We start from the raw sequence: 13,421 nt of genomic DNA, 5'->3' as shown, positions 1-13,421 counted from the left end.
ACCAGGATCGCGGCCAGCCCGAACGACAGGTAGATCAGCCGGTCCAGCAGCCCGTCCAGCAGGAAGAACAGCTGCCGTAGTCCGAGCAGGCTGAACGCGGTCGCGGTGAACACGACGTACACGTTCTGGGTCAGGCCGAAGATCGCCGGGATCGAGTCCAGCGCGAACATCAGGTCGGTGGCGCCGATCGCGACCATCACCAGCAGCATCGGCGTCAGCATCCGGCGGCCGTCGACCCTGGTGATCAGCCGGTCGCCGTCGTACTCGTCGGTGGTCCGGAACAGCCGGCGGGCCAGCCGGACGACGATGTTCTGCGCCTGGTGGGACTCCTCGGTTTCCGGTTTGAGCATGTTCCCGGCGGTCAGCAGCAGCGCGATCCCGAACAGGTAGAACACCCAGGAAAACGTGTGCAGCAAGGCGGAACCGACGAAGATGAACGCGGACCGGGCGATCAGGCTGACCACGATCCCGACCAGCAGCACCTTCTGCTGGTTCTCCCGGGGCACCCGGAACCCGGTCATGATGATCAGGAAGACGAACAGGTTGTCGACCGACAGCGCTTTCTCGGTGATGTACCCGGCGAAGTACTCCGAACCCATCCCGGTGCCGCCGATCACGAGGGTCCCGAGCCCGAACAGGATCGCTATGCCGACGTACAGCGCGGACCAGACGGCTGCCTCGCGCAGCGTCGGGACGTGCGCGGACCGGACGTGGAAGAAGTAGTCGAACAGCAACAGGCCGACGATCGCCAGCAACGTCAGCACCCAGACCAGCGGGGACACCGTCATGCCCTAACCCAACCATGGCGGATCGGCCCGGCTGCCCTCGTTCGATGAAATTGCCTAAACGGCATCTTTGCACTTTAGGCAACTTCTGCTACGGTCGAAGACATGGCCGACGGGTTGCGGGAGCGGAAGAAGCAGGAGACACGGATCGCGCTGAGCTGGGCGGCAGTCCGGCTCGCGGTCGAGCGTGGGTACGGCAACGTCCGGATCGAGGACATCGCCGCCGAGGCCGGGGTCTCGCTGCGGACGTTCCGGAACTACTTCGACAGCAAGGCGGACGCGATCGCCGCCCGCGAGGTCGACCGCAGCCTGCGGATCGCCGAGGAGCTCCGGGACCGGCCGGCCGCGGAGCCGTTGTGGGTGGCGATCCGGGCGGCGATCGAGAAGCACTTCGCGCTCGGCGAGGAGGGCCACGGCGGGCAGCGGCCGCCGGACGACAAATGGCTCGCCGGGATCCGGTTGATGATGACCGAGCCCGCGCTGCAGGGTGCGGTCGTCCGCGCCTATGCCCGGGCCGGCGAGGAGCTCGCGGCCGCGATCGCCGACCGCACCGGGACCTCGGGGCTGTACCCGCGGCTGGTCGCCGAGGTGATCGGCGCGACCCGGACGGTGGTGATCGGGGAGTGGTTGCGGGCCGATCCGCCGCGATCGGTCGCCGACCTGCTGGCCTCGGCGCTGGACCAGATCGAAGCCGGCCTGCCGGTTCCCGAATAACGCCGGTTCCCGAATAGCCGGGCCTGCCGGTTTCCGAATAACGCCGACTCGGCAGCGGCCTGCTCGTACTCGCAGCCGATGCAGTTGCTTCACCTCGGCGAGCCGCCGAGGTGGTCAGTCATGCCTGAACGGAGGGGTGTCATGGACACGGATGTGGTGATCGCCGGAGCCGGACCGAACGGCCTGATGCTGGCGAGCGAACTGGGGTTGGCCGGTGTCCGGCCGATCGTGCTGGAAAGACTGCCGGAACGCAACACGGTTCCGCGCGCGAACGGGCTGGTCGGACAGGTCGTCCGGATGCTCGACCGCCGTGGCCTCTACGAGCGGTTGAGCAGTACGCCGGGAGCCCCGCGACCGACTCCTGGTTACGTGTTCGGCGCGATGCCGCTGCACCTGGAGCTGCTGGCGGAAAACCCGATCTACACGCTTCCGGTACCGCAGGCGCGGATCGAAGAGGTGCTGCAGGAACGCGCGCTCGAAGTCGGGGCGGAGCTCCGGCGCGGGCACGAACTGCTCGGGTTCACCCAGGACGCGGACGGAGCAGCGGTGTCGCTGTCCGGGCCGGACGGGGAGTACCAGCTGCGGACCCGCTACCTGGTCGGCGCGGACGGAGCGCACAGCCAGACGCGGAAACAGGCCGGAATCGACTTTCCAGGCGTTACCAACGACTCGATGGTGTCCCGCACCGGGAGCGCTTCGGTGCCGCCGGAGTGGGTCGAGGGCGGGATGCTGAAGATTCCCGGGTACGGCGCCGTCCCGCCGTTCCTGCACCAGCGGACGGAACGCGGGCTGTTCGTCTGGGCGCCGTTTCCGGGACGGCTGCCGGCGATCAACACGGGGGAGTGGGACACGCCTCCGGACGGTGAGATGACCTTCGAGGAGCTGCAGGCGAGTGTCGACCGGGTGCTGGGAGTGCACCTTCCGCTGGCGGTGCCGACAGGCGACGGCGTGCGGCAGCTCCGGCGAGTGGTCGGCGGAAACAGCCGGCTGGCGTCGAGTTTCCGTTCCGGACGCGTGTTCCTGGTCGGGGACGCCGCGCACGTGCATTCCGCGATCGGCGGTCCGGGACTGAACCTCGGCCTGCAGGACGTGGTGAATCTCGGGTGGAAGCTCGCCGCCGAGGTGCGGGGGTGGGCGCCGCCCGGTCTGCTGGACACGTACGAGGCCGAGCGCCGGCCGGTCGGCGAACGCGTGCTGATGCTGGCCCAGGCACAGTCCGCATTGGTTGCACCAGGCAACGACGTGACCGCGTTACGGAAACTGTTCGCCGAGTTTCTGAACGATTCCGGGAATGTGCAGCGGATCGCGGATCTGATGTCCGGCGCGGACATCCGGTACGCCGCCGGCGCGCATCCGCTGGTGGGGCGCTGGGCACCCGATCTGCAGGTGGGCGACGTACGGCTGGCCGACCTGATGCGTTCGGCCCGTCCGCTGCTCGTCGACCTGACGCCGTCCGGCGCGTTCGCCGGAACACGTGTTCCGCAACAGGTCGACGTACATTCCGGGCAGGGCGAACAAACGCTCGCGCTGCTGATCCGCCCGGACGGGTACGTCGCCTGGGCCGCCGAGCAGGACGGTGATGCCGAGCGTGACGGTCTGCGGGAAGCGCTCGAGCAGTGGTTTCAGCCGCGACCCTTGACCAGTGCGACCAGGTAGCGGCAGGGCGCAGTACCCGGATTGTGGAACGTCGTCGGCAGGGGTGCGCCGAGTTGCAGGCAGTCGCCGGTCTGCAGCTCGTGCACCTGTGATCCTTCGTGGAAACGCAGGTTTCCGTCCAGGATCCAGAGCTGCTGGTACTTGAAGATGTACGCGTCGGCCGGGTACGACACCGAGGCCCCCGGCGGCAGTTCCACCTCCACGAGCTCCAGCGGACCATCCGTCACCGGGGACACCGCCCGCCGGCGGTAGCCGGTAGCCGGGTCCGTCCAGACCGGCTGATCGCTGGCCCGGCGGAGGAGATCGCCGGTGTTCTCCGCGCGGGCGATCAGTTCGGACAACGTCATCCCGAGCGCGCCGGAAAGCTTCCCGAGCAGTACGGCGGTGGGCTGCGCCTCCCCGCGTTCGACCTTCCCGATCATCGCGCGTGAGACCCCGGACCGCTCCGCCAGCGCGTTCACGGACAGGTCCTGCGCGACCCGCGCCTGCTGCACGGTAGCGGCCAGAGAACGAGACAGGTCGTCGATCACGTTGCCACTATAGCGGCAGATGTGGCTACTATCGTGTCATGGTTCAGGTCAGAGACGCTTCGGCCGCGGATGCCGAAGCCTGCGCGGCGATCTACGCGCCCTATGTCACCGGCACCTCGATCACGTTCGAGCTCGACCCGCCGACGGCCGCCGAGATGGCCGAGCGGATCACGAAGGCGGCCGCCACCCACGCCTGGCTGGTGCTCGAGGACGACGGCCAGGTGGTCGGCTACGCGTACGGCGGCCCGGTGAAGCCGCGCCCGGCGTACCGCTGGTCCTGCGAGGTCAGCGTCTACGTGAATCCGACGCACCACCGCACCGGGGCCGGCCGCACGCTCTACGACGCGCTGTTCGAGCGCCTCATCGCCCGCGGCTACCGGACCGCCATCGCAGGTGTGACCCTGCCCAACGCTGCGAGCGAAGCCCTGCACAAATCGCTCGGCTTCGAACCGATCGGCGTCTACCGGAACATCGGCTGGAAACACGGCGCCTGGCACGACGTCGCGTGGTCCCAACGGACACTGTCCGAGCTCCCGGACCCGCCGGAGGAGCCCCGCTAGCGCCGCTACTTCGTGGGGTCGGTCATCGGCGGGCAGGTGCCGCCGGGCTGGGTGACGAGTTCGAAGTGCCAGATCTCGTTGGTGTACGTCCGGCAGAGGCCGAAGCGGTTGCCGTTGCGGTCCAGCCAGTAGTCGGCGTCGGTGGGGCCGATGTCGACGGCGTGGCCGGTGATGTGGTGCGACTGGTCCGGTTCGGCGACGTACTCCAGCGCTTTCTTTCTGCTGCCGTACTTGCGGATCGCCTTCTCCAGCAGCTCTTCCTGGTACTTCTTGCTGCGCCAGCCGGTGGTCACCTGCATCCGGATCCCGTCCGCCTTCATCGCGGTCTCGGCCTCCTGGACCGCCTTGAGCAGCGCGGGATCGAGCTTGGCGATCCCCGGCAGGCTGGTGTCGTACGCCGACGTGTGGTCGGGCAGTACGCCGTCCTCCGCGTTCGGCGGACCCTGGTGCGTCGGCGCGGATCCGGTCGGCAGTCTGCCGGCGGAAACCGGTTGCGTCCGGGGGGAAACCGATTGCGTCTTGGTGGGTGCCGGTTCCTTCTGTGCGGAAACCGCAGTACAGGCGGCGGTGAGACTGATGACGGCGGCAACGATCGCGAGGCCGGCCAGCACGCTCGACCGGCGTTCGCGCCTCCTGCGATCGGTGATCATGCCGACAGTTCATCCGAGGCGATGTTGCGAGAACGTCTGCCGTTTCCGATACGTTCGCGATACCTCTGAGCCGGCGACGGCTGACCCCGCAGGCAGTTGGCCCGGTGCGCGGGTGAGGATGGTGCGGTGACTGACGAGCGCGGGTCAGACGACCATCAGGTGACGGTACGGCAGGCTGTCGAGGAGGACGATGCGGTGTTGCTCGCGATCGAGCGGGTCGCGTGGGACGCCTCGTCCGGTTTCCCGTCGTACGGGGAGACCTTGCAGGACACGTTCTTCACCCGGAGCGGGCCGGACGCGCATCTGGTGGCGGAGTACGACGGGGTGGTGGTCGGGTATGTCCGGCTCCAGGAGAAATACCCGTTTCCGGAAGGTTCCGGCGTACTGGCGATCAACGGGATCGCGGTCGCGCCCGACGCCCGCCGGCTCGGCGTCGGCAACGCGCTGATGACGGCCACCACCGACGAGGCCCACCGCCGCGGCGCCCGCAAGATCACCCTGCACGTCCACGGCGTCAACGCCCCGGCCCGCCACCTCTACGAACGCCACGGCTACGTCGTGGAAGGCACCCACACCGCCGAGTTCATCATCGAGGGCGCCCCGGTGGACGCCCTCGACATGGCAAAGTTCCTCTAACGACTGATCACCGGCGTGTAGAAGTCCCAGACAGAGGTGGACGCGGGCACGTACACCCGATACCTGCGGGTCCGTCCCGGGTAATAGGTGTACGCGGCCTGCCCGGACGCGTTGGTGGTGGCGTACGCGAGGCCCTTCCAGGTCGTCGTACCGATCTCCTGGTACTGAATCAGGAGGCGGCGGCCTGCCCAGCGCGCGTAGGTGTCGGTCTTCGGATTGAAGTACCAGACGGTCGTCAGGAAGGCCGTCCGGGCGCCCTTCCGCCCGGCATTGACGCTTGCCGACGACGCGTACCTGACCTCCGTGTACGCGGGCAGGAGGGTCGCGACCTTGTTGCCGTCCTTGTCAGTGCCGCCTCCGGCCTCACCGACCCAGGTGACCTTGCCGACCGGCACGTACTTCGTCTGCAGCGAGATCCCAGGGCAATGACCTTGCTGGCACTGGACGGACTCGGTGAAGCCGTTCTTCCAGGTGGCCGTCCAGACGGCGTTGTACATGGTCGACGGGCAGTCGCTCCCGAGTGGGACGGCGTACGTCGTCCACGCCTTGTTCATCGCCAGTTTCGGCGGGACCTTGAACGAGCAGGTCGCGGTTGCCTGTTGCGGGGCGGCCTGGGCGGGTTGGGTGACGAACAGGCCGGCCGCCACGAGTGTGGCGGCCGACGTGATGGTTCGGAGCTTCAAGAGTTCCCCCTCTTCGAAGTGTTGGGGGAACGGTAGCGGTTACGGGTTCAGGCCGTGCGCCCGGAGCCAGGGCTCGGGGTCGACCGGGGCGCCGCCGCCGGGGAGCACCTCGAAGTGGACGTGCGGGCCGGTGGTGTTGCCGGTCATGCCGATCCGCCCGACCATCGAGCCGGCCTGGACCGAGTCGCCGACCGAGACGTCGAACTCGGACATGTGGCCGTACGACGTGACCGTGCCGTCGGCGTGCCGGACCTTCACCTGGCGGCCGTACGCGCCGGCCCAGTCGGCCTGGATGACCTGGCCGGCCATCACCGACAGAACCGGCGTACCCATCGGGGCCGCGAAGTCGAGACCGGTGTGTTTGTGCGCCCAGCGGCCGCCGGCCTGGTTGAACCGGGCGGTCAGGTGGTAGCCGGTGGTCGGCAGCACGATCTTCGGCGCCGCGGCGGCGATCGCGGCCTGCTTGGCGACCTCCGCCTGCTTGGCGACGGCGGCCTGCTTGGCGATCGCAGCGGCCTTGGCGACCGCGTCCGCCTTCGCGGCCGCGAGCGCCTTGGCGTTGTCGGCGGCCTTCTTCGCGGCGGCCGCCTTCGTCGCGGCCAGGGCCAGCGCCCGGCGCTGCGTCAGCGTTGCCGCCGCGGCCAGCTTTTCGGTGCGCTGTTTGTTCGCGTTCGCGACCGCGGCCTTCTGGGCGGTGGCCAGTGAGAGGTCGATCCGGGACAGGTCCCGGGAGCCGAGGTCGCGGCGGTCGATCCGGGCCGCGGTCAGGGCGTCGGCCTGCGCGGCGCTCAGGCGGGGGGTGTCGCTTGCGGTGGCGGGGCCGGTCGCGGACGACGCGAGAGCGACGGTCGTGGTCCCGGCGGCGGCCGCGAGCGCGGCGGTCAGACCGATCAGGTGGTTACGGCGAGTGAAACCGCGACGGGAGAACCGGTGCTTGGCCACCTGGCGCGAGGCAGCCGGGCGACTGGACGCCTGCCGATCTGCGTTCGGCGCGTCGTGGTGAGTGGGCACGAGAAGCCTTCCAGGGGAGGGGAATCCGTCGATGAGGGGGTTCGACGGCTCAACGACCATAACGACGAGATCTCGGCGCGCCCAAACACAGGTTGCGAAAAGTTGAACGAAAACGAACACACTCCGTGAGTGGTTCCTGTCGCCTGGTGGATGCTCAAGCGTGATCGCGGCAGGCAACAAATGAGCAGAAAGCGTGACACGGATCACCCCGCGTTTGGCGCGGAGCAGGCCTCCGGGACCGGTATAAGCCGTCCACATATTGAGAGCTTTGTCGACCCACTTACTATTCTTTCGAGCTCGTCCCATACTGAAATGACACGAGCGACGAGAGGGGACGGGCATGACGCGCAAGCCGCCGTACTACCGCCTCCACATCGACCTGCTCCGGGTCTCCAGCGCCCTCTGTCTGCGCTGACCCGCGCCGTCACCTCCATTCCTGCCCTTCGCCGCCGAAGGGTCCGCGAAGCCTGCCCACCGCCAGGGAGCCATCGTGTCCACCACTTCAGTCACGCCTGCGTCCGGTACGACCGGACCGCCGGCTCTGTCCCTCGAAACCGACCTGCCCGTGGTCGCCCGCCGGCATCCGTGGCGCTGGGTCGGCGTCGGCGCCGTACTGGTCCTGCTCGCGATGTTCGCGCACGGCCTCGCGACGAACCCCGGCTGGGACTGGCCGACGTTCTTCCAGTTCTTCGCCACCCGGACGGTCTTCGCCGCGCTCTGGGTGACCGTTCAGCTGACCGTGTACGGAACCGTTCTCGGCTTCGTGCTCGGCGCCGTACTCGCCTCGATGCGGTTGTCCAGCAGCCCGTTCCTGCAATTGGTTGCCTGGGGCTACATCTGGGCGTTCCGTTCGATCCCGTTGATCGTGCAGCTGTTGTTCTGGTTCAACATCGCCTACCTGTACAAGGAACTCAGCCTGGGTATCCCGTTCGGCCCGGAGTTCGTGCACTTCAGTACGAACGACCTGTTCGGTCCGCTCGGCGCGGCCGTCCTCGGGCTGGCGTTGCACCAGGCGGCGTACGCCGCGGAAATCATCCGGGGCGGGATCATTTCCGTCGACGCCGGACAGACCGAGGCGGCCGCCGCCCTCGGTATTCCGAAACTGCGGCAGTTCTTCCGGATCGTGCTGCCGCAGGCGATGCGCTCGATCCTGCCGAACGGCGCGAACGAGGTGATCAGCCTGTTCAAGGGCACCTCGATCGTCTCGGTGATGGCGATCCCCGAGCTCTTCTACCAGGTGCAGGTGATCTACGGCCGGAACAGCCGGGTCGTACCGCTGCTGATGGTCGCGACGGTCTGGTACATCGTGCTGACCACGCTGCTGTCGATCGTGCAGTACTACGTGGAGCGCCGATTCGCGCGAGGTACGACGCGATGATCGACGTCCGTGGGGTGCACAAGAACTTCGGGGAGCTCGAAGTACTGAAGGGGATCGACCTGGAGGTACCGGCCGGCGACGTGACCGTGATCCTCGGGCCGTCGGGGTCCGGGAAGTCGACGCTGCTGCGGTCGATCAACCACCTGGAGAAGGTGGACCGCGGCCTGATCCGGATCGACGGCGAGCTGATCGGGTACCGGCGGCGCGGCGACAAGCTGCACGAGCTGCGCGAGCGGGAGATCCTCCGGCAGCGCTCGCAGGTCGGGTTCGTGTTCCAGACGTTCAACCTGTTCGCGCATCTGACCGTGCTGGAAAACGTTGTCGAGGCACCGGTTTCCGCGCAGCGCCGGAAACGCGGCGAGGTCGAGCGCGAGGCACGGGAGCTGCTCGAACGGGTCGGTGTCGGCGACAAGGCCGGCGTGTACCCGCGGCAGCTGTCCGGCGGTCAGCAGCAGCGGGTCGCGATCGCGCGGGCGCTGGCGCTGAAACCCAAGGTGCTGCTGTTCGACGAGCCGACCAGCGCGCTCGACCCGGAACTCGTCGGCGAGGTCCTCGACGTGATCAAGGAACTCGCCCGGGACGGCGCCACGATGGTCGTCGTCACCCACGAGATCGGTTTCGCCCGGGAGATCGCCGACACGGTGGTCTTCATCGACGACGGCCGGATCGTCGAGTCGGGTCCGCCGCGCGAGGTGCTCGACAACCCTGTCCACGAACGCACGCGTGCGTTCATCTCGAAGGTGCTCTGATGAAACGCGTTTTCCTTCCTGTTTTCCTGCTGCCGCTCGCTCTGCTGGCAGGCTGTGGTGCCGAGCCGGCCGCAACCGCGGCCTCCGATACCGGCGTGAACACATCTGCCCAGCAGAACCGTGTGACCACGACCAAGAACGACGCCGCGGCCGCGTTGCTGCCGGCCCGGGTCCGCGACCGCGGGACCTTGGTCGTCGGCGCCGGGTTCGGCAGCGGCAGCGTTCCGCTCGGCTTCTACGCCGACGACAACAAGACCCCGATCGGGCTCGAGGTGGACATCGCGTATCTGGTCGCGGGCGCGCTCGGGCTGAAGCCGCAGATCGAGGTGACGAGCTGGGAGAACCTGTTCGTCGGCCTCGACTCGGCGAAGTACGACGTCGGGTTCTCGAACATCACCGTCACGGAGAAGCGCAAGCAGAAGTACGACTTCGCGACGTACCGCAAGGACGACATCGCGTTCGAGGCGAGGAAGGGCGGCAGCTGGCGGGTGACCAGCGGCAAGGACATCGCCGGGAAAACGATTGCGGTCGGTTCCGGAACCAACCAGGAGAAGATCCTGGTCGACTGGAACGAGGCGAACGTCAAGGCGGGGTTGCCCGCGGCAACGATCAAGTACTTCCAGAAGAACACCGACACGTACCTGGCACTGAGCTCCGGGCGGATCGACGCGTACTTCGGGCCGAACCCGTCGATCGCGTACCACGTCAAGACGTCCGGCGAGACCGAGACGATCGGGAAGTTCTCCGGCGCCGGGCCGAAGCTGCAGGGGCTGATCGCGGCCACCACCAAGAAGGACGACGGGCTGGTGAAGGCGTACCAGGCGGCGCTGAACGCGGTCATCGCGGACGGCAGCTACGCCAAGGTGCTGGCCCGCTGGAACGTCTCCAGTGAGGCGGTCGCGAAGTCCGAGATCAACCCTCCCGGCCTCCCACTGACGAGCTGAGGACGACTGATGAGAAAACGTTTGATGCTGGTTTCCGCACTCGTTTCCGGGATGGCTCTGCTACTGGGGGCCTGCGCCGACCCGCAGACCAGTACGTCGTCGAAGGCCTCCGAGGTCGCGTTCGACACGTCGGCGAAGCAGCCGCACATCACCTCCGCGAAGGTGGACTCGATCGCCGCGGAGCTGCCGCCCGCAGTGCGGGACTCCGGGAAGCTGGTGGTCGGCAACGGGTCGGCCGGTGGCGGGCAGCCGCCGCTCGGGTTCACCGCGGACGACAACAAGACACCGATCGGTGTCGAGATCGACATCGCGTACCTGGTCGCGAGCGTGCTCGGGCTGCAACCTGACATCGAGACGACCAGCTGGGAGAACCTGTTCCTCGGGCTGGACTCCGGGAAGTACCAGGTCGGGATCTCGAACATCGGGGTTTCCGAGTTGCGCAAGGAGAAGTACGACTTCGCCTCGTACCGGCTCGGGCTGCACGCGTTCGAGGCCAAGAAGGGCTCCGGCCTGAAGATCAACGGCCCGGCCGACATCGCGGGCAGGACCGTCGCCGTCGGGTCCGGCACGCTCCAGGAAGCAATCCTCGTCGACTGGAACAAGCAGAACGTTGCCGCGGGCCGGAAGCCGGCCACGATCAAGTACTACCAGCAGTCCGCCGACACCTACCTCGCGCTGCAGTCCGGCCGGATCGACCTGTACCTGGGCCCGAACCCGAACGCGTCGTACCACGTCGCCACCCAGCACCAGACCGAGATCGTCGGCACCGTCTCGTCCAGCTACCCGGTCCAGGGTCTGGTCGCGATCGCGACCAAGAAGGACGACGGCCTCGTGAAAGCGCTGGCCGACGCGCTGAACGCGGCGATCGCCGACGGCAGTTACGCGAAGGTCCTGGCCAAGTGGGGCCTGCAGGCCGAGGCCGTCCCGAAGTCGCTGATCAACCCGCCCGGTCTGCCGAAGAAATAGGAGAACTTCATGGCAATCATTGCAACGATCTCCAGCAGTCCATCGTTTTCCTCGCGTACCGACGCGGTGCTCGACCATGTCGGAAAACGCTTGATCGGCCACGGCCACACCGTGACCCCGATCGTGCTGCGTGACCTCCCGGCCGAGCCGCTGGTACGTGGGCAGGCCGATCATCCGGAGATCGCCGCCGCGGCCGCGGTCCTGGATGCCGCGGACGCCGTCGTGGTCACGACACCCGTGTACAAGGCGGCGTACTCCGGTTTGCTGAAGGTGTTCCTCGACCTGCTTCCGCAGTACGCGCTGAAGGGCAAGACGGTGTTGCCGTTGGCAACCGGTGGTACGCCGGCGCACGTGCTGGTGATCGACTACGCGCTCCGGCCGGTACTGACCAGCCTTGGCGCGGGGGCGATCGGGCAGGGGTGGTTCGTGCTGTCGTCGCACATCCACCTGTACGACGGCGGCGGGCTGCTACTCGATCCGGCGGCGTCCGTACCGCTCTATCAGGTGACGGAAGCGTTCCTTGCGACCGTCGAGGGTGAAGCCGTGGTCGAGAGCACGCCGTTGCAGCTGGGCGCGGTGGAGGCGGTCCGGGTACGTCCGGACGATCCCGAGGCGGCGCCGTTGCTGGCGGATCTCGTCGTCGAGTACAGCACGCGGTACGGGCGGACCAACGAGAACACACAGCTCACCGAAGTACCGCCGTCGGACTTTCATGCCGAGCGTGGTGGGGCGTTCCTGTTGCTGCGAAACGGCAGGGAAACGGTTGCGGGCGGGGCGATCCGCCGGTACGACGACGAGACCGCGGAGGTGAAGCGGATGTGGACGTCGCAGTTGCACCGACGGCAGGGGCTCGGGCGGCGGGTGCTCGCGGAGCTGGAGGCGGTGGCGGCGGAGTTGGGGTATCGACGGTTGTACCTGACGACGGGACCGCGGCAGCCGGAGGCGGCCGGGTTGTACGTGGCTGCTGGGTTCGAGCCGCAGTTCGACACCGCGGCGGATCCGGAGGCGATCGGGCCGTTGGCGTTCGTGAAGGACATCCCGGTGGCATTGAAGGTGGCGTCATGATCGTCGGCCTGGAGATCGACGGCGCGGGTGCGGATCCGGCGGCGTGGCGTGGGGCGGAGGTGGATCCGCGGGCGATCCTCACCGGTGCGCTCGCCGTACGTGCGGCGCAGCGGGCGGAGGCGGCCGGGGTGGATCTGCTGACGTTCGCCGATGCGTTGGAGGCACCGGAGGACGTGCCGGGTCGGGTGAGCGTGCGGCTGGATGCGCTCGGGCTGGCGGCGCGGGTCGCGCCGGTGACGGAGCGGATCGGGTTGTTGCCGGTGATCACCGTGACGCATACGGAGCCGTTCCATGTGCAGGCGTCGGTGGCGACCCTGGATCACATCTCGGGTGGGCGGGCCGGGTGGGTCGCGGAGGTTTCTACGTCTGGCGCGGCGGCCGCGGTCGTCGGGCGGCGCGAGCCGGTGCCGGCGGCCGAGACCTGGCGGGAGGCGCGGTACGTCGTCGACGTGAGCCGCCGGTTGTGGGACTCGTGGGAGGACGACGCGATCATCCGCGACGCGACGACCGGGCGGTACGTCGACCGGGACAAGTTGCACTACGTCGACTTCTCGTCGACAACGTTTTCCGTCAAGGGTCCGTCGATCGTTCCGCGCCCGCCGCAAGGGCATCCGGTGACGGCGATCCGGCTGAACTCCCTGGAGGCGATCGAGGCAGCCCGGGACGCGGAGTTGGTCCTCCTGCCGTACTCGGACGACCTGACAACCCAACTCCAAGCGCTACGCGACACCAACCACCGGAGCACCGACGCCAGCGAGAGCACCAGCAGCCGCTGGAGTGCTAGCGGCGGTGAGGGCGCCGGCAGCCGCGGGAGCGGCCGCAGTGGTGAGAGCGGCCGCGCGAGTGGCGGTGGTGATGAGAGGGCTGGCAACTGCGGGAGTGGCGGTGGTGAGGGCACCGGTAGCCGTGGGAGCGGCCGCGGTGGGGAGAGCGGCGGCGGGCGCCGTGCAAGTGGTGGCGAGGGTGAGCGTGGGGGCGAGGGCGCCGGCAGTTGGCGGAGGGCAAGCGGCGGCGAGAGTGAGCGCGGGGGCGAGGGTGAGCGTGGGGGCGAGGGCGCTGGCGGTTGGTGGAGGGCAAGTGGTGGTGAGGGTGAG

At 68.2% G+C, this 13,421-nt stretch carries 16 protein-coding genes; 11 read left to right on the top strand and 5 right to left on the bottom strand.

Translation table 11 applies throughout. From position 1 onward, the window contains the following. On the bottom strand, nt 1-788 hold a 788-nt coding region (locus tag VFF46_RS31325), incomplete at its 3' end, for a TerC/Alx family metal homeostasis membrane protein (protein WP_325040845.1). 102 nt (nt 789-890) lie between these two features. Between VFF46_RS31325 and VFF46_RS31320 the strand changes: the two genes are divergently transcribed. Both VFF46_RS31320 and VFF46_RS31315 read left to right on the top strand, forming a co-directional pair. Beyond that, complete coding sequence (locus VFF46_RS31320; protein ID WP_325040844.1) at nt 891-1,499, top strand: TetR family transcriptional regulator; 609 nt, start codon at nt 891-893, stop codon at nt 1,497-1,499. A gap of 141 nt (nt 1,500-1,640) precedes the next feature. After that, nucleotides 1,641-3,155, top strand: a complete 1,515-nt coding sequence (locus VFF46_RS31315; RefSeq protein WP_325040843.1) for an FAD-dependent monooxygenase — start codon at nt 1,641-1,643, stop codon at nt 3,153-3,155. Here the strand turns inward: VFF46_RS31315 and VFF46_RS31310 are convergent. Next, a complete protein-coding gene (locus VFF46_RS31310) occupies nt 3,122-3,685 on the bottom strand; it encodes an XRE family transcriptional regulator (protein WP_325040842.1) in 564 nt (187 codons plus the stop codon). The genes VFF46_RS31315 and VFF46_RS31310 overlap by 34 nt on opposite strands. A gap of 38 nt (nt 3,686-3,723) precedes the next feature. On the opposite strand from VFF46_RS31310, the gene VFF46_RS31305 reads away from it, so the two are divergent. Then, a complete protein-coding gene (locus VFF46_RS31305; protein WP_325040841.1) occupies nt 3,724-4,245 on the top strand; it encodes a GNAT family N-acetyltransferase in 522 nt (173 codons plus the stop codon). A gap of 5 nt (nt 4,246-4,250) precedes the next feature. On the opposite strand, the gene VFF46_RS31300 is transcribed toward VFF46_RS31305, so the two are convergent. Further along, the gene (locus tag VFF46_RS31300; protein ID WP_325040840.1) at nt 4,251-4,895 is read right to left on the bottom strand and encodes a M15 family metallopeptidase; all 645 of its coding nucleotides are present in this window, start codon (nt 4,893-4,895) and stop codon (nt 4,251-4,253) included. A 126-nt stretch (nt 4,896-5,021) separates the two neighbouring features. Between VFF46_RS31300 and VFF46_RS31295 the strand changes: the two genes are divergently transcribed. Beyond that, nucleotides 5,022-5,531 (top strand): GNAT family N-acetyltransferase, encoded by a 510-nt coding sequence (locus VFF46_RS31295; RefSeq protein ID WP_325040839.1) that lies wholly within the window; start codon nt 5,022-5,024, stop codon nt 5,529-5,531. On the opposite strand, the gene VFF46_RS31290 is transcribed toward VFF46_RS31295, so the two are convergent. Together VFF46_RS31290 and VFF46_RS31285 are read right to left on the bottom strand one after the other, a co-directional pair. Further along, on the bottom strand, nt 5,528-6,214 hold the full coding sequence (locus VFF46_RS31290) for a hypothetical protein (RefSeq protein WP_325040838.1): 687 nt from the start codon (nt 6,212-6,214) through the stop codon (nt 5,528-5,530). The genes VFF46_RS31295 and VFF46_RS31290 overlap by 4 nt on opposite strands. A gap of 39 nt (nt 6,215-6,253) precedes the next feature. Beyond that, nucleotides 6,254-7,156, bottom strand: a complete 903-nt coding sequence (locus VFF46_RS31285; RefSeq protein WP_325040837.1) for a M23 family metallopeptidase — start codon at nt 7,154-7,156, stop codon at nt 6,254-6,256. 409 nt (nt 7,157-7,565) lie between these two features. On the opposite strand from VFF46_RS31285, the gene VFF46_RS40685 reads away from it, so the two are divergent. The 7 genes from VFF46_RS40685 to VFF46_RS31255 form a co-directional block, all read left to right on the top strand. Then, nucleotides 7,566-7,640 (top strand): putative leader peptide, encoded by a 75-nt coding sequence (locus VFF46_RS40685; RefSeq protein ID WP_355483003.1) that lies wholly within the window; start codon nt 7,566-7,568, stop codon nt 7,638-7,640. Between the two features lie 75 nt (nt 7,641-7,715). Beyond that, entirely contained in the window at nt 7,716-8,603 is an 888-nt protein-coding gene (locus VFF46_RS31280; RefSeq protein ID WP_325040836.1) for an amino acid ABC transporter permease, read from the top strand. Continuing rightward, entirely contained in the window at nt 8,600-9,352 is a 753-nt protein-coding gene (locus tag VFF46_RS31275; protein WP_325040835.1) for an amino acid ABC transporter ATP-binding protein, read from the top strand. Before VFF46_RS31280 ends, VFF46_RS31275 begins: the two co-directional genes overlap by 4 nt. After that, nucleotides 9,352-10,296 (top strand): ABC transporter substrate-binding protein, encoded by a 945-nt coding sequence (locus VFF46_RS31270; RefSeq protein WP_325040834.1) that lies wholly within the window; start codon nt 9,352-9,354, stop codon nt 10,294-10,296. The genes VFF46_RS31275 and VFF46_RS31270 overlap by 1 nt, the downstream gene beginning before the upstream one ends. Before the next feature lie 9 nt (nt 10,297-10,305). Beyond that, nucleotides 10,306-11,262, top strand: coding sequence for an ABC transporter substrate-binding protein (locus VFF46_RS31265; protein ID WP_325040833.1), 957 nt, complete (start codon nt 10,306-10,308; stop codon nt 11,260-11,262). Nucleotides 11,263-11,271: 9 nt separating this feature from the next. Beyond that, nucleotides 11,272-12,327: an NADPH-dependent FMN reductase gene (gene ssuE / locus VFF46_RS31260; RefSeq protein ID WP_325040832.1), complete on the top strand. Its 1,056-nt coding sequence runs from the start codon at nt 11,272-11,274 to the stop codon at nt 12,325-12,327. Then, nucleotides 12,324-13,421: LLM class flavin-dependent oxidoreductase (locus tag VFF46_RS31255; RefSeq protein ID WP_325040831.1), on the top strand; the 1,098-nt coding region annotated here is incomplete at its 3' end. The genes ssuE and VFF46_RS31255, both read left to right, overlap by 4 nt.

The sequence above is a fragment of the Kribbella sp. genome, from assembly GCF_035655035.1.
Classification (GTDB): domain Bacteria; phylum Actinomycetota; class Actinomycetes; order Propionibacteriales; family Kribbellaceae; genus Kribbella.
Note: the sequence above shows the minus strand (reverse complement) of the source record. Positions and strands in the feature narration are given on the sequence as shown.